Annotated in this window: 13 protein-coding genes and 1 pseudogene; 7 read left to right on the plus strand and 7 right to left on the minus strand. The window is 70.9% G+C overall.

The annotated features are described in order from the left end of the window. The first annotated feature begins 889 nt into the window (after window positions 1–889). Both ACFYMU_RS23875 and ACFYMU_RS23880 read left to right on the plus strand, forming a co-directional pair. Window positions 890–1,762, plus strand: a complete 873-nt coding sequence (locus ACFYMU_RS23875; RefSeq protein WP_388376574.1) for a hypothetical protein — start codon at window positions 890–892, stop codon at window positions 1,760–1,762. A gap of 294 nt (window positions 1,763–2,056) precedes the next feature. Next, window positions 2,057–2,710: a class I SAM-dependent methyltransferase gene (locus ACFYMU_RS23880; protein WP_388376577.1), complete on the plus strand. Its 654-nt coding sequence runs from the start codon at window positions 2,057–2,059 to the stop codon at window positions 2,708–2,710. A gap of 168 nt (window positions 2,711–2,878) precedes the next feature. Here the strand turns inward: ACFYMU_RS23880 and ACFYMU_RS23885 are convergent, their stop codons facing one another. Together ACFYMU_RS23885 and ACFYMU_RS23890 are read right to left on the minus strand one after the other, a co-directional pair. After that, entirely contained in the window at window positions 2,879–4,102 is a 1,224-nt protein-coding gene (locus ACFYMU_RS23885; RefSeq protein WP_388376580.1) for a PP2C family protein-serine/threonine phosphatase, read from the minus strand. 491 nt (window positions 4,103–4,593) lie between these two features. Next, a complete protein-coding gene (locus ACFYMU_RS23890; protein ID WP_388376583.1) occupies window positions 4,594–5,499 on the minus strand; it encodes an alpha/beta hydrolase in 906 nt (301 codons plus the stop codon). Window positions 5,500–5,607: 108 nt separating this feature from the next. Here ACFYMU_RS23890 and ACFYMU_RS23895 point away from each other — a divergent pair, with 108 nt between their 5' ends. Continuing rightward, complete coding sequence (locus tag ACFYMU_RS23895) at window positions 5,608–6,054, plus strand: MarR family winged helix-turn-helix transcriptional regulator (RefSeq protein WP_388376586.1); 447 nt, start codon at window positions 5,608–5,610, stop codon at window positions 6,052–6,054. Window positions 6,055–6,124: 70 nt separating this feature from the next. On the opposite strand, the gene ACFYMU_RS23900 is transcribed toward ACFYMU_RS23895, so the two are convergent. The 3 genes and pseudogenes from ACFYMU_RS23900 to ACFYMU_RS23910 form a co-directional block, all read right to left on the minus strand. Then, window positions 6,125–6,664 carry a GNAT family N-acetyltransferase gene (locus ACFYMU_RS23900; RefSeq protein ID WP_388376589.1) on the minus strand — a complete coding sequence of 180 codons (540 nt, stop codon included), beginning with the start codon at window positions 6,662–6,664 and terminating at the stop codon, window positions 6,125–6,127. 219 nt (window positions 6,665–6,883) lie between these two features. Beyond that, the gene (locus tag ACFYMU_RS23905) at window positions 6,884–7,321 is read right to left on the minus strand and encodes an antibiotic biosynthesis monooxygenase family protein (RefSeq protein ID WP_388376678.1); all 438 of its coding nucleotides are present in this window, start codon (window positions 7,319–7,321) and stop codon (window positions 6,884–6,886) included. 33 nt (window positions 7,322–7,354) lie between these two features. Further along, a pseudogene (locus ACFYMU_RS23910) lies at window positions 7,355–7,666 on the minus strand (RidA family protein); the annotation flags it as partial. A gap of 72 nt (window positions 7,667–7,738) precedes the next feature. On the opposite strand from ACFYMU_RS23910, the gene ACFYMU_RS23915 reads away from it, so the two are divergent. Then, the gene (locus tag ACFYMU_RS23915) at window positions 7,739–8,713 is read left to right on the plus strand and encodes a LysR family transcriptional regulator (RefSeq protein ID WP_388376591.1); all 975 of its coding nucleotides are present in this window, start codon (window positions 7,739–7,741) and stop codon (window positions 8,711–8,713) included. A 145-nt stretch (window positions 8,714–8,858) separates the two neighbouring features. On the opposite strand, the gene ACFYMU_RS23920 is transcribed toward ACFYMU_RS23915, so the two are convergent. Beyond that, entirely contained in the window at window positions 8,859–9,746 is an 888-nt protein-coding gene (locus ACFYMU_RS23920; protein WP_388376594.1) for an SDR family NAD(P)-dependent oxidoreductase, read from the minus strand. Window positions 9,747–10,002: 256 nt separating this feature from the next. On the opposite strand from ACFYMU_RS23920, the gene ACFYMU_RS23925 reads away from it, so the two are divergent. Beyond that, complete coding sequence (locus ACFYMU_RS23925; protein WP_388376596.1) at window positions 10,003–10,908, plus strand: helix-turn-helix transcriptional regulator; 906 nt, start codon at window positions 10,003–10,005, stop codon at window positions 10,906–10,908. Between the two features lie 112 nt (window positions 10,909–11,020). Here ACFYMU_RS23925 and ACFYMU_RS23930 read toward each other — a convergent pair whose 3' ends face one another. Then, entirely contained in the window at window positions 11,021–11,722 is a 702-nt protein-coding gene (locus ACFYMU_RS23930) for a substrate-binding domain-containing protein (protein WP_388376599.1), read from the minus strand. A 75-nt stretch (window positions 11,723–11,797) separates the two neighbouring features. On the opposite strand from ACFYMU_RS23930, the gene ACFYMU_RS23935 reads away from it, so the two are divergent. Together ACFYMU_RS23935 and ACFYMU_RS23940 are read left to right on the plus strand one after the other, a co-directional pair. Further along, a complete protein-coding gene (locus tag ACFYMU_RS23935; RefSeq protein ID WP_388376602.1) occupies window positions 11,798–12,565 on the plus strand; it encodes an IclR family transcriptional regulator in 768 nt (255 codons plus the stop codon). 126 nt (window positions 12,566–12,691) lie between these two features. Next, window positions 12,692–13,903: a 4-hydroxybenzoate 3-monooxygenase gene (locus ACFYMU_RS23940; RefSeq protein ID WP_388376605.1), complete on the plus strand. Its 1,212-nt coding sequence runs from the start codon at window positions 12,692–12,694 to the stop codon at window positions 13,901–13,903. Window positions 13,904–13,909 lie beyond the last annotated feature (6 nt).

Consider the following 13,909-nt stretch of genomic DNA (forward strand, 5'->3'; position numbering starts at 1 on the left):
CCAGGCGCCGGTCGCGGCCACCGGGTGGACGGTGTAGTCGCCGAGGAGGTCGGCGTAGACGTCGACGGAGGCCGAGCCCCGGCGGTTCGTCGCGGTCGGCGCGATGCGCGGGACGGCCGTCGCTCTCGACTTCGTGGAGAAAGATGGAGACGACGGCGAGGGATTCGACACGGAACCCGGCCGTCTGGCGCGCATCGCGCCCGTGGCGTACACCACCCGACAACACACAAAGCCGGGGAAAAACGCACCGTTGATCACGCTTGAGGCCGTCTCGGAGCGGGAGCCCCTGCCTGGTCACCATGTGACCCTCGCAGCCGTGCGACGAGTTCATGGCGCTGGTGACAGCGCTGCTGATCGACCTGACGATCAAGCGCCTGTTCGGCGCCTGACAGGGCCACGGCCCCGACGGTAGGACGCCGGGGCCGCGGATGCTGCGGGTTCCTCCCGAGCGGGTTGGCCCTGTCGGTCGTAACGGTGTCGGCAGGGCCTTCCTGTCGCACAAGCCTAATCGCACGCGCCGCGTTCACCGACGAGGCGTGCTCCTCGACAGCACCGGGCCCACTGCCGCTGGGTATCGGTTCCGGCTGGGGGAGGGTGAGCTGCTGCCACCTGCCCAGTGGTTCGAACTCTCCGACAAGTTCCGCTTGACTACGCCGAGTTGAATTACAGTGACACTATGGCATTGCCCGCCCAGGGAACCCCGCCGGCGACTGGTGATCCGGCGGCCGCTCCTCCCGCCGCACCGCGCATCCACGACGGACAACGGCCAGGCACGAGAGCCGCACTGGTGCCCGTGGCCATCACTCTCGGCCTCCTCGGAGTCGCCGGGTTCGGTACGGGCGTTCTGGCCCGGTACCGAGGTGGGGAGACACCTCAGTCCCGCGCTTTCATGCATCAGCTCGAATTCGGCCTGTGGAGTGCTCTGATCGGCGTCTCGCTCGCGATCTGGGTAGCCGTGGCCGGGGTTGCCGGACAGGCACTTCTCGATCGCTGGCGTCCTGCCCGATTCCGCCCTGGGGGGCGTGCCCTTGCCGTTCTCGGTACCGGCATGCTGACCTTCAATGCAGTGATCTTCTCCTCCCTGCGCTTCTTCTTGCGCAGTACCAGTCACAGCCAGAGCGCCCCCGTTCCGCTGGACGGCATCGTCTGGCGAATGACGGTACTGGTCGTCCTGGGCCAGTTGTGCGCATTGCCCGCCCTGCTCGGCCTGTGGGACGTGCAAGCACGGCTCGTCGAGCTGGCCCGCAACCGGCGTATGCCCGGGACGACGGTGACAGTCACCGCACCGACGTCCGCACCGCTCCCTACGGATGTGCCTGCGGACGGGCTGCGGACGTTGGAGCGGCTCTGGAAAGACACCATGAAGTACCTCACCTGCGCCGCCCTCATCATCTCGACCGCAGTGATCAACACGGGTGCGCTGCGGAACTCTCTCCTCGCGCACGAGAAGAGGACACCAGGCTTCGACGTCGACTTCCCGGCCGGGCACGTCCTGCTCTACGGCGCGTTCTTCAGCGTTCTAGTCGCGATGATCTTCTTGCCGGTGATGCTGCAATGGCGGGCAATGGCCCACCGGCTCGTCGAGACCGCGTTCCCCTTGCCCAGCCCCGACCGGCTCACCCCCGAGTGGCTGGAGAGACGATCGGCACTCGTCTCCTTCCTGCGGCTCGACCTGTCCCTGTCGAAGCTGCTCTCCCCCGCGCTGGGCATTCTGGCCCCGCTCGGCACGAGTGCTCTCAGCCTTGTCCTGCCGGGGAGTTGACCGCGATCCTCTTGATCACGGTCAGAGAACCAGAAGACGCGGTGGCAGCGTCGGAACGGCCTGTGGCCTGGACTGAATCGGCGGAGCCGGTCGCAGGATTCGGATCTGCGACACCCGCATCAGGGGTTCGATCGCCCCGGGCTCAGGGACCTCGGACGCTCGGCGCGTGAAGCCGCCACGGGTCGCCCGGTGTTCCCTTCCTGCTGTTTCACAGCCCGGGCGGCGGTGGATGCCGCGCAGGCCAACTCAAGGTCGGGACACGGCTTGTCAGTTCTCCGGGCTAGGGTCGCCCGCATGGCTGCGCCCTCTTTTCTGACCGCCGTCCGCGAGTCGTACGACACGGTCGCCGCCGATTACGTCGAACGCGTCCCGCCTCCAGCCGCGATGGACCCGCTGTCACGCGCGATGCTGGCGGGGTTCGCCGAACTCGTGCGGACGGCCGGTCCGGGGCCGGTCGCGGACCTGGGGTGCGGCCCCGGCCGCGTGACGGCGCACCTGGCCGGGCTGGGGGTGCCCGCCTTCGGCGTCGATCTGTCGCCGAAGATGATCGGGCTGGCCCGGCACGCCTATCCGAACCTGCGGTTCACCGAGGGCTCGATGACCGCGCTGGAGATGGGGGACGACGAGCTCGGCGGCATCCTGGCCTGGTATTCCACCCACCACACGCCACCGCAGTGGCTGCCGACGGTGTTCGCCGAGTTCCACCGCACGCTCGCGCCCGGCGGCTACCTGCTCTGGGGAGACTATGTCGGCGACGAACGGCTGCAGCCGACCCAGGGCTATGGCCGTCCGGTGTCCTACGAGTCGTACCTCCTGCCCCTGGACCGCATGGCCGGCCTGCTGGAGCAGGCCGGACTCGTCGTCACCGCGAGGCTGGAGCAGGAGCCCGGCGGACGGGTGAACAGACCGCACGCCTGCCTCCTGGCCCGCAAGCCCGAAGGGACCTGACGCAGTTTGTCGCGGGGGCTCGCATGGGCTGCCGCGTCGCGGCGAAGGCGGTCAGGGTCCGCTGGCAGGCCGGATGTTCCGGCAGCACGGGGCTCGGCTTCTCGGCGAGGCCGTCCGCGAAGCCGACAACGGTCTGCCCCGGTTTCTGGTGGTCGGGCGACCGGACCCTCAGTCGAGTTCGGCGAGGTGGTCGGCGGTGCCGCCGTTCCACTCGATCATGAAGAGGGTGGCGTCGTCGCTGGTGAGCCCGCCACGTTCGCCCTTCAGCGTGTGGGAGAGCTGGCGCAGGTCCGCCCGCACCCCCTGCGACGGCTCCTGCCCAAGGCGGTTGATGCAACGGACGAGGCGTTCCTCACCGAACAGCTCCCTGCCGTTGACGTGCTCCTCGATGATGCCGTCGGTGTAGCACAGCACCCGGTCGCCCTTGCGGAGTATGTGCTGTCTGGCTCGGGGCGCCTCGGCGCCGAAGCCGAGGGGCAGCGTCGTCGCGCTTTCCAGTTGCCGCACGACCCGGCCCTCGCGGATCAGCAGCGGCGCGGGGTGGCCCGCGTTGACCAGTTCCAGCTCACCGGTGGCGATGTTGATGTGCATCAGCTGCGCCGTGACGAAGTGGTCGGGTCCGAACTGTCGGGCAATGGCGTTGTCCATGAACATGTACTTCTCGGCCAGGCTGACGAACACGCGCCGGGCATGCCGGTAGGCGCCGATGGCGACGGTCGCCATCGCGGCGGCGTCCAGGCCGTGGCCCATCGCGTCGATCACGGCCGCGTGCAGGATGTTGTCGTTGAGGGCGTAGTCGAAGCTGTCGCCGGCGACGCGGTAGGCGGGCTCCAGGATGCCGGCCACCGAGACCTGCGGAATGGACATCGTCAGCGGTGGCAGCAGGCTCCACTGGATCTCCGCGGACACGCTCATCGGCTCCCGGCGTCGGGCCAGGAAGAACTGGTCGGTGTAGGCGTTCTTGGTGACCAGCATGTCGCCGACCAGGCCGGCGAGCCTGCTCAGCAGGCGCCGGTCGTCGTCGCCGACAGCGTCCAGGGTGAGGGCCATCACTCCCACCTGATCGCTGCCGTCCAGCAGCGGCAAGTACATCCGGACGCCATGGGCCTGCTTCACCTCGACGACCTCCGCGCGCAGGAAGGACCGGCCGGCGGGGGAATCAGACACCGGCTCGGGCTGGCTGACGTGCAGCTTCCTGCCCGGCAGCGGCACCAGCAGCTCCTGCCCGTAGTCCTGGAGCAGGATGGAGACGTCCCGCCCGCCGATCCTGGCCACCTCTTCCGCGATCAGGGGGGCAATCAGCTGCGGCGGCAACATCCGCGCCCGATCCAGCAGCACCCCCAGCAGCCGCTCACCGAAGCCTTCCGACCGGTCCACCGCACCGTCTGCCATGGCCCGCCTTCTTTCACCTCTTCCCGCCCGTATCCGGCTCACCGCCCTCGTCGGCGCCCCGGCCGTGCTGGAGAAACAGGAGGGACAGGTGGCTCACGGGACCCCCGCCTCCGCCCTTCACAGCTTGCCCGCTCGACCTCGCCCCGGCCAGCCGAGCCGCCATTACCCTCACGGGACGCTGCGGCCCGACGACGGCACCTGCTCCATCGGCGGCGTGCGGCGGCGTACGCCGCGTTGTCGCCCGGTCGCGCAGAGGGGCTCCCGATTCGGCTGCCGGAGGCGTGGCCCCCGATTCTGCTGCCGAGTGGCCAGGGCGGCCGAAGGCCGGCGCGCAGCGCCGCCGCGGGCGCCCTTGGCCGGCCTGCACGGCCCGCACGCTCCACGAGCGAGCGGGCCGTGCGGGCCGGGTCGGCAGCGCGCGTGACGCTCGCTGAAACTCCCACTTGGTTGAACAGCGGACCGAATGGGGCGGCGAGCAGTCCCGGCCGTCTTCAAGGATTCACATCAGTGCCCAGGTGGGCGGTGAGGAAGCGGGCGGCGCGGTCGAGTGCGGCGTCCGCCTCGTCGAGGCGGCCGTAGTGGAGCTGGAAGACGTGGGGGAGGCCGGGTCCGACCTCGAGGGTGACCTCGACGTCGTCCGCGCCCGCCCGGCCGGCCAGCCGGACCGCGTCGTCGAGCAGCACCTCGTTCGCCCCGACCTGCACGAGGAGCGGGGGCAGGCCGGTGAGGTCGGCGAACAGCGGGCTGGCCAGGGGATGGGCACGGTCGGTCGTGCCGAGGTACAGACCGGCGTAGGCGCGCAGGTCGGCTTCCATGAAGATGGGGTCGGCGTCCTCCTTGGAGCGGGTGCTTCCGCCGGCGAGGGTGAGGTCGACCCAGGGGGAGAAGACGGCCACGGCGGCGGGTTGCGGCAGCCCGGCGTCCCGGGCCGCGAGCAGGGTGGCGATGCTCAGGCCGCCACCGGCGGAGTCGCCGGCCACGACGAGGTCTCGTGGATCGGTGCCCGCCGCCAGCAGCTCGCGATAGGCGGCGAGCCCGTCGTCGACGGCCGCGGGGAAGGGGTGCTCGGGCGCCAGCCGGTAATCCACCGACATCGCTCGCAGCCCGGCGCGGCGGGCCAGTTCACCCACCAGCCCCGCATGGGTGTCCGGTGAGCCGATGACGTAGCCGCCGCCGTGCAGGTAGAGCAGTCGGCCGTGGCCGGAGACCTCGGCCGGCTCCAGCTCCAGGGCCGGGCGGCCGCCGAGGACGGTCCTGCGGGTGACCACGCCCTCCGGCGCGGGCCGGGCGACGGCTGCGGCGAAACCACTGCGCTGCTCCTCGGGAGTGGGCCGCGTTTCGTCGCGCGGGGCGGAGCGGAGCATGGCGTCCAGGGCATCGCGCTGCTGACGGGACATGTCGGGCCTCCATGGGTCGGGATGCGAGGATGGATTCCTGGGAATCCATCTGCCTGGGTCCAACCGGATTCCAAGGAAGATGATTCCCTGGAATCTACTGGAGGTTTTGTGAGCCACGTCACCCCGATCTTCACCGACCTCGTCCGTGTCGAGACCAGGCTCTACAACGCGGTGAGCGCCCGGCTGCGCGCCGAACAGGGGCTGGGGCTCGGCCAGTTCGAGCTGCTGGAGATCATCGACCGCGTGCCGGGGTGCCGCGTGCTCGACATCGTCGGCGAACTGGCGATCACCGTGGGGGCCGTCAGCAAGGCGGTCGACCGGCTGGTGGCTGCCGGCTGGTGCGTGCGGGTCGCGCACCCCCAGGACCGCCGCTCGTCCGTCCTCCGCCTCACGCCCGAAGGGAAGGAGCAGTTGGCCGCTTCCCGCCCCCTCGTCGAGAGCGAACTCGTCTCGCTGACCACGGCCGTTCCCCCCGACGATCTGACCCGCGTCGCCTCGACCCTGGCCGCCCTTCGCGCCACCCTCGAGGCGGGCTCCCACGGCCGGCCGGGCTGAGGAGGCATGGCAACGGACGCCGAACCGAGCCGGATGCGGACAGGGCTCCAGCGGGTGGCCGCCCGGTCGATCAGGGGCGGTTCAGACCCCACGTCTGCAGGGCGTAGGGCCGCCCCTTCTCCTCACCCCTGATCAGCGGTACGTCGAGCAGCCTGAAGCCCGCCTTGGTGGCCACGGCGACGCTGGCGGCGTTCTCGGCCTCCAGCTCCAGGATCACCCGCTCCGCGCCCAGTTGCTCGAAGGCGTACGCGGCCATCACCCTCACCGCCCGCGCCGCCAGCCCCTGGCCGCGGTGCGCAGGGCCGACCGCATAGCCGAGCTCGGGGCCCCCGGGAGTACGCCGCAGCATCACCTCGCCGAGCGGCGCGCCACCGTCGACGGTGATGGCGAGCAGGATGGTCGTGCCCTCCGCTCGCAGCTGCCGGTCCCGGTCCAGTCGTGCGCGGGCGGCCGCTTCGTCGAAGGGGGAGACGATCGGCGTCCAGTACGCGATGTCGGGATGGTCGAACAGCTCCGGCATCGCGGCCAGATCCGCCTCCGTCCAGTCGCGGAGAACGAGGCCCTCCCCCGAGAGCTCGATCCGCTCGGGAAAGGACGTGGTGCTGCTCATGGTGAGGGACCTCCTTGGCCTGGTCAGGACAAGGCAGGGTAACCAAGGGCAGGCAAGGGCTCACCGGTATTTGCCGGGAACTCTCCAACCCGGGACGTGGTGTCCGCCGCCACCGCCGCCACCGCTGGCACCGCCGGCACCGCCGGCACACCGCCGGTACACCGCCCCGTTCGGCGCGAGCGTGTGGGGCGGGACGGTCGCCGAGGCGGCTTCGCCCGGTCAGCCCGCTGTCGGGCTCTGCGGGTCCTCCGCTCGCGTGAACCCGTTGCTCCGTTCCACCTTCGCCACGTGCAGCGTGTAGCTCTGGTACCACTGCGCTCGACCGCGGTGCTGCGCCGCGCGGTGCTCGGCGTTGGCCCGCCACTCCGTGAGGGCGTCGGCGTCGCGGAAGTAGCTGACGGTGATGCCCAGCCCGCCAGGAGTCTGCGCATGGTCCGTCCCCAGGTACCCGGGGACGTCCTTCACCAGCTCTTCCAGGCGCGCGTCGGTCTCGCCGTAGCCGCTCTGGTCCTGGGTCCGCACCGTGGTGAAGACAGCCGCGTAGTAGGGGGGTTCATAGGCCCCGACGGGCACGACGGGTGCTTCCGGGCGATCGTTCGGGGCGCCACCGTGAGACGGGATGCGCCGCCGCGCGTCCACCTCGATCTCGATCTTCATCCGCGGGTCGGCGAGCCCGCACACGATCATGGTGGCGGCCGGCCGGACATCGCCGAAGCAGCGGCGCAGGACCGGCCAGCAGGGCTCGAAGTCCGCGCGGTCGGTCAGGAGGTAGCGCACGCGCACCACGTCGGCGAAGGTGCACCTCGCCTCGGCCAGTGCGGCCTCGATGTTGCGCAGGCACTGCTCGGCCTGCTCCACCACGTCGTCGGAGATCGTCATGGTGGCGTAGTCGAACCCGGTCGTCCCGGACACGTGCACCCGGTCGCCGTCGACCACAGCACGGGCGTAGCCGATCTCGCCCTCGAAGGTCGAGCCGCTGAGGATCGCGCGTCGCTCTGTCATGCGCCGAACGCTAGATGACCGGCATCGACACGTCTAATACGGCCGCTCGCATGCTCTGATATCTCTGGGCGTATGGAGCGCCCCGAACTCCCCCTGCCGCAGCTGCACGCCTTCGTCGTGCTCGCGGAGGAACTCCACTTCGGCCACGCGGCCGCCCGTCTGGGCATCGCCCAGCCGCCGCTGAGCCAGCAGATCCGCCGCCTGGAGGACAAGGTCGGCCACGTGCTGTTCACCCGCGCCCCGGGGCGCGTCACCCTGACCCCGGCCGGCTGCGAACTGCTGCCTGCTGCCCGGCGGGCACTCACCGACCTCGCGGACGGCCTGGCCGCGGCCCGGGCCGTCGGCAGTGGCCGCGCCGACTGCCTGCGGATCGGCTTCGCCGCCTCCCTCGCCCTGACGATCCTGCCCGGCCTGCTGCGCACCTTCCGCCATCGGTTTCCCGGCGTGCGCCTGGAGATCCACGAGATGACCACCGCTCCGCAGATCGCCGCCCTGCACGACAAGACCATCGACATCGGCCTCCTGCGTGAACCCCCTGCCGACGAGACGGAACTCGGCTTCAGGACGGTACTCAGCGAGGGTTTCGTGGCCGTGCTGCCGTCCACCCATCCCCTGGCCACCCAACGGACCGTACGGCTTGCGCAGTTGGCGGACTCGTCCTTCGTGCTGCTGCCCCGCGGGGCCGGGCCGACACTGCACGACCAGATCGTCGGCCTGTGCACCGCTGCGGGGTTCACCCCGCAGGTCGTCCAGCACGCGGTGGAGTGGCAGACGGTGTGCGCCCTCGTGGCAACCGGGCTGGGCGTCTCCCTGGCCCCGGCGAGCATCCGACGCATCCGCCTCAAAGGCGTCGCCTTCCGCACGATCGAACCCGGCACGGCCCGCACACGCGTGGCCGTCGCCTGGCGCGAGAACGACCGCAATCCCCTGGTCACCCGCCTGTTGGCGACCATCAGCCAAGACCCGCCGGACAGCCCCGGGACGCTTCGAGGCGTGGACCCTGCTCAGGACAGCGAGAAGGCGCCACCCTCTCCCCGGCGGGGGTGAGGACGGCGCCCGCCGAGCACGATGCCCGAGGTCGCGCCGGTGCGGTGCTCGGGAGGATCGGGTCGATCCGCTGGGACCGTGGTGTGCAGGTGTGCAGGTGTGCAGGTGTGCAGGTGTGCAGGTGCGCACGGTCAGGCGCGCACGGTCAGGCGGCAGCGGGCAGATCTGCTCCGGTGCCGGTCAGCCGGGCGGTCAGGGCCCACAGTCGGGCCGCAGCGCTGGGGTCGAGGGCGGCCGCGGCGGGCCTGCGGACCTCGGGGTGGCCCTTCAGACCCCCCGGTCCGCTCGGGCCGACGTAGGAGTTGCCGGGCAGGTCCTGCGTGGCGGCGTACAGCGACGGCAGGGCGCCGTGTTCCGCATCGTTGAACAGGAAGCCCAGGACGCGGGTCACCTTGCCGGCGGCGGAGCGGCTCGCCAGGTTCGTCGCGGCGATGCCGGGGTGCGCGATGAGCGACCTGGCCGGGCTGCCGGACGCGGCGAGGCGGCGTTGCAGTTCGGTGGAGAACAGCATCAGGTTCAGCTTGGAGTCGTTGTAGGCGGCCGTGGCGTTGTAGCGGCGGTGCCGCCCGGTGAGGTCGGCCACGTCCCTGAGATGCGTCCTGCCCATCCGGTGCAGCTGGGAGGAGACGGAGACGACCCGGTCGGTGATGTGGGGCAGGAGCAGGTTCGTCAGCACGAACGGCCCGAAGTAGTTGGTCGCCAGCTGCAGTTCGAACCCGTCGGCCGTACGGCTGAGCGGTACGGCCATGATTCCCGCGTTGTTGACGAGGACGTCGATCGCGCCCGACCAGTGGGCCGCGAACCGCCGGATCGAGGCGAGGTCGGCGACGTCGAGCTCGCGTACCTCGGTACGTCCCCGGAACGTGTCGGCGACCGCCTGTCCCCTGGCAACCGACCGGACGGCGAGGACGACACACGCGCCCGCGCGGGCCAGTTCCCGGGCGGTGATCAGGCCGATCCCGCTCGTTGCGCCGGTGACCACCACGGTGCGGCCCGTCATGTCGGGCAGATCGGCCGCGGTCCATTTCGTCATGGTGCTTTCCCTCCGTTCCGGCGCAGGCCGGTGGGGCCGCGCGCACGCTCTCGGGCCTCCAGGGCCACGGCCGTCCAGTCGACCCGGCGCCGGGGCACGGAACAAGGACGCGCTCATCCACTGATCGACAGGCCGTGGATAACCATCGGCTCCCCGGCCACACTGGTCGGGACGGGAGAGCCCGGCGCGGCGGCGGTGCGGACCGGCCGGGACCAGGAGCCCGGCGCGGCGGTGCGCCGCGGCAGGAAGAGGGACCATGGACCGCTCGCAGTTCGCTGAATTCCTCCGCTGCCGCCGCGAGGCACTGCAGCCCGAGGACGTCGGGCTGCCGCGCCGGCCCCGGCGCCGTGCCCGAGGTCTGCGCCGGGAAGAGGTCGCCGAACTATCCGGTATGTCCACCGACTACTACGCCCGACTGGAACGGGGGGCGGGCCCGCAGCCCTCCGAGCAGATGATCGCGGCGATCGCCCGCGGACTCCGCCTTTCCCTGCCGGAACGGGATCACCTCTTCCTGCTCGCCGGTCATGACACACCCCGGCGCAGCCTGCGCGCCGACCACATCGGTCCGGGGCTCATGCGCATCCTCGACCGGCTCCAGGACACCCCGGCACAGATCATGGGCAGCCTCGGCGAGACGCTCGTCCAGACCCGTCCGGCGATGGCACTGCTCGGCGACGAGACCCACCACACCGGCCCGGCCAGGAGCGCCGTCTACCGCTGGTTCACCGACCCCTCCTCCCGGCTGATCCACCCGGCATCCGACCACCCGGTGCACGGACGCATCTACACCGCCCAGTTGCGGCGCGCCGCCGCCCGGCAAGGCCCGCACTCCCCAGCCGCAGCGCTCGTTCGCCGGCTCCTCGACGAGAGCGAGGAGTTCGCGGTCATCTGGAACGAGCACCAGGTCGGCCTCACCCACACCGACGCGAAACGCTTCGTCCACCCCGAGGTCGGCGAACTCACCCTGCACTGCCAGACGCTCCTCGACCCCGACCAGGAACACGCCCTGCTCGTCTTCACGGCCACACCCGGCACGGAGAGCCACGACAAACTGAAGATCCTGGAGGCCGTCGGCACCCGGCAGTCGACCGAGAGCCCGGGCGCCCTCCAGGGTGTCGTCGCCGGTCCGACGGAGGAGAGCCGCACCACCACCGTGCGGTGAGCCACCGTGCCATGAGCCTGGCGCCACCCCGGTGCCGGGCCGCGGCGTCGAGTCCGCCCACCCCGGATGCCGGTCGGCGGCGGCCGGGACGTCGACCGACGCCGGGACGGGGTCAGCCCTGAGCCCGAGCGGCCTGCATGCCCCTGGCGCGGGCGGTCTTCGACGCCGTGTCGGAGCCGAGAACGTCGAGGACTTCCAAGGCACGATCCGGCCGGGTCGAAGAGACCGGTACGCCTCCGCTGAACGTCGAGCTGATCGCGGTGTCGCCCGGCAGCGGGCCGATGACGGCAACCCCTGGCAGGTCCATCAGTTCGCTGTGCTGTTGAAAAGCCAGGTCGGCTTCGCCGGAGGCGAGCAGGCTGCCGACAGGCACCCCCGGTGGGGCCTGGACGAGCCGGTCCCGGAGCGTGTCGGCGAGACCCAGCCGGGTGATCAGATCGACGAGGGCCGTGCCGCTGGGTCCGGTGGAGTAGGCGATCCGCTCCGCGGCCAGGAGAGCGGCTCGGAGGTCGGACTCCGAGTCGAGGGCCGGGACCGGTGATCCCGCCGGCACGGCGGCGACGACCTGGGAGACCCACAGCGGGCGCACCGTGCCGCCGAGAAGGTGCCCTTCGCTCTCCAGCTCGGCCAGTGCGTCGTCGGCGAGCACGAGCAGGTCGGCCTCGGCGCCCTCGCGCACCCGCCGCGCGATCTCGACCCCACCGGCCGACTCGAAGCGCACCGGAATCCCGTGTGCGAGTCGGATGTGTTCGGAAAGCTCGGCCAGAATCAGCCGCGTCGCCATCGATGACAGCCCACAGATCTGCCGGTCCACGTCGCCTCCTTGCGTCCGGCAGATGGTACGGCGGACAACCGGGCAGCTCAAACGCCGGTCTGCGAGACTGACCGCGTGAGCACAACCCGGAGCACGGCGGCTGGAAAAGTTCTCCAGGTCCTCTCGACGTTCGATCGCGAGCGCCAGAAGCAAACGTTGTCGGAGATCGCTCAGCGCACGGGCCTGGCCGTGAGTACGGCGCACCGTCTGGTCACGGAACTGGCAGGGTGGGGAGCGCTCGAGCGCGGGGAGGACGGGTCGTGGCACGTCGGGCTGCGGCTGTGGGAGATCGCCTCGGGATGCCCCCGCACCCAGATTCTGCGCGATGTGGCTCTGCCGTTCATGCAGGATCTCTACGAGGCGACGCACGAGAACATCCAGCTCGCGGTGCGCGAGGGTACCGAGCTCGTCTTCGTCGAACGGATCGCCGGGCACCGCTCGGTGGAGCTGGTGACGATGGTCGGGTCCCGGTTCCCCCTCGGCTCCACCGGGATGGGCCGAGTGCTGTTGGCGCATGCGCCCAAGGACATCCAGGAAGCGGTCCTCGAATCGCCGCTGCGAGCCTGGACGCCGTACACCGTCACCGACCCGAAGACGCTGCGCGCGCAGTTGGACCGTATTCGCCGCGAGCAGATCTTCGTCAGTGACCGGCAGCTCTCGGAAAGCACGGTCGCGGTGACCGCACCTGTGCGGATCGGCAGGACCGGGCCTGTCAGCGCTGCCTTGGGGATCGTCATCGCGGCGCGCAGCGCGAGCCGTGCGCGCGGGCTGCGTGAGCCGCTCCTGAGGGTTGCCTACGGGATCTCCGACGAGCTCGGCAGACGCGCCCGCCCCACTGTCTGAGCGGGTTTTCCGCCGGGTGGCCGTCTGAGCCGGCTTTCCGCCTGATGGAAACGCTGCTGATTGGCCGCGGTCCCGGGTGGGAGCGTTCGGCATGTTCGAGAACCTCGCAGCCACTCGGGAGACGCCATGGCCGACGCCGCCGTCGACACCGTCACATCGGTACCAGTAGTCATCGTCGGGGCCGGCCCGGCCGGCCTGATGCTGGCGCACCTTCTCGGCCGCGCGGGGATCGAGACGATCGCGATCGACACCCGCACCCGGCACGAGATCGAGACCACGCAGCGGGCCGGCATCATCGAGGCCGACGCGGCCCGGGACCTGATCGAGACCGGCGTCTCCGACCGGATCCTGCGCGACGGCTATGAGCACGAGGGCATCGAGCTCCGATTCGGCGGGCGACCCCACCGCATCCACTTCAAGGAGCTGGTGGGCGAGTCGGTGTGGCTCTACCCGCAGACCGATGTCTTCATCGACCTGGCCGACGCCCGGGACCGCGACGGCGGCACGGTGCACTTCGGCATCAAGGACACCGAGGTCCTGGACATCACGACCGGCAACCCGCGGGTCCGCTACACCGCGCCCGACGGGACGCGCCACGAGATCCGGGCGCGGTACGCGGTCGGTGCGGACGGGTCGCGCAGCATGTGCCGCGAGCTGGTGCCCGAGGACCGGCGGGTGCGCTACTTCAAGGAGTATCCCTTCGCCTGGTTCGGCATCATGGCCGAGGCGCCGATGAGCGCGCCCGAGCTGATCTACGCCCACTCCGAGCACGGGTTCGCGCTGATCAGCCAGCGCACCGAGACCGTGCAGCGGATGTACTTCCAGTGCGACCCCGACGAGTCCGTCGACGCCTGGCCGGACGACCGCATCTGGGAGACGCTCCAGGCCCGGGTGGCCGGCGAGGACGGCTTCCGGCTCAAGGAGGGGCCGATCTCGGAGAAGACGGTGCTGCGGTTCCGGTCGTTCGTGCAGGAGCCGATGCGCTGGGGCTCGATGGCACTCGCGGGCGACGCCGCGCACACCGTGCCACCGACCGGCGCCCGCGGGCTCAACCTCGCGTTCCACGACGTGAAGGTGCTCGCCGATGTCCTGCTGCGGGCGCTGGGCAGCGAGGGTGAGGCCGCGATGGACGACTACCAGCCGCGCGCCCTGCAGCGGGTCTGGCGGGCACAGAACTTCTCCTACTGGATGACCCAGCTGCTGCACACCGCGCCGGGCAGCACCCCGTTCGACCTCCAGCGCCAGCTCGGTGAGCTCGACAACGTGGTGGGTACGCGCGCCGGCCGCGCCTACCTCGCCGAGCAGTACACCGGCTGGCCCACCAGCACCCAGGACTGACCCCGG

Source organism: Streptomyces sp. NPDC007264, assembly GCF_042869095.1.
Classification (GTDB): domain Bacteria; phylum Actinomycetota; class Actinomycetes; order Streptomycetales; family Streptomycetaceae; genus Streptomyces.

Coding starts and splice junctions, on each gene's coding strand:
- ACFYMU_RS23875 (WP_388376574.1), top strand. CDS start 890: ATGCATCAGCTCGAATTCGGCCTGTGGAGTGCTCTGATCGGCGTCTCG.
- ACFYMU_RS23915 (WP_388376591.1), top strand. CDS start 7,739: ATGGAGCGCCCCGAACTCCCCCTGCCGCAGCTGCACGCCTTCGTCGTG.
- ACFYMU_RS23885 (WP_388376580.1), bottom strand. CDS start 4,102: ATGGCAGACGGTGCGGTGGACCGGTCGGAAGGCTTCGGTGAGCGGCTG.
- ACFYMU_RS23940 (WP_388376605.1), top strand. CDS start 12,692: ATGGCCGACGCCGCCGTCGACACCGTCACATCGGTACCAGTAGTCATC.
- ACFYMU_RS23925 (WP_388376596.1), top strand. CDS start 10,003: ATGGACCGCTCGCAGTTCGCTGAATTCCTCCGCTGCCGCCGCGAGGCA.
- ACFYMU_RS23890 (WP_388376583.1), bottom strand. CDS start 5,499: ATGTCCCGTCAGCAGCGCGATGCCCTGGACGCCATGCTCCGCTCCGCC.
- ACFYMU_RS23900 (WP_388376589.1), bottom strand. CDS start 6,664: ATGAGCAGCACCACGTCCTTTCCCGAGCGGATCGAGCTCTCGGGGGAG.
- ACFYMU_RS23880 (WP_388376577.1), top strand. CDS start 2,057: ATGGCTGCGCCCTCTTTTCTGACCGCCGTCCGCGAGTCGTACGACACG.
- ACFYMU_RS23905 (WP_388376678.1), bottom strand. CDS start 7,321: ATGAAGATCGAGATCGAGGTGGACGCGCGGCGGCGCATCCCGTCTCAC.
- ACFYMU_RS23920 (WP_388376594.1), bottom strand. CDS start 9,746: ATGACGAAATGGACCGCGGCCGATCTGCCCGACATGACGGGCCGCACC.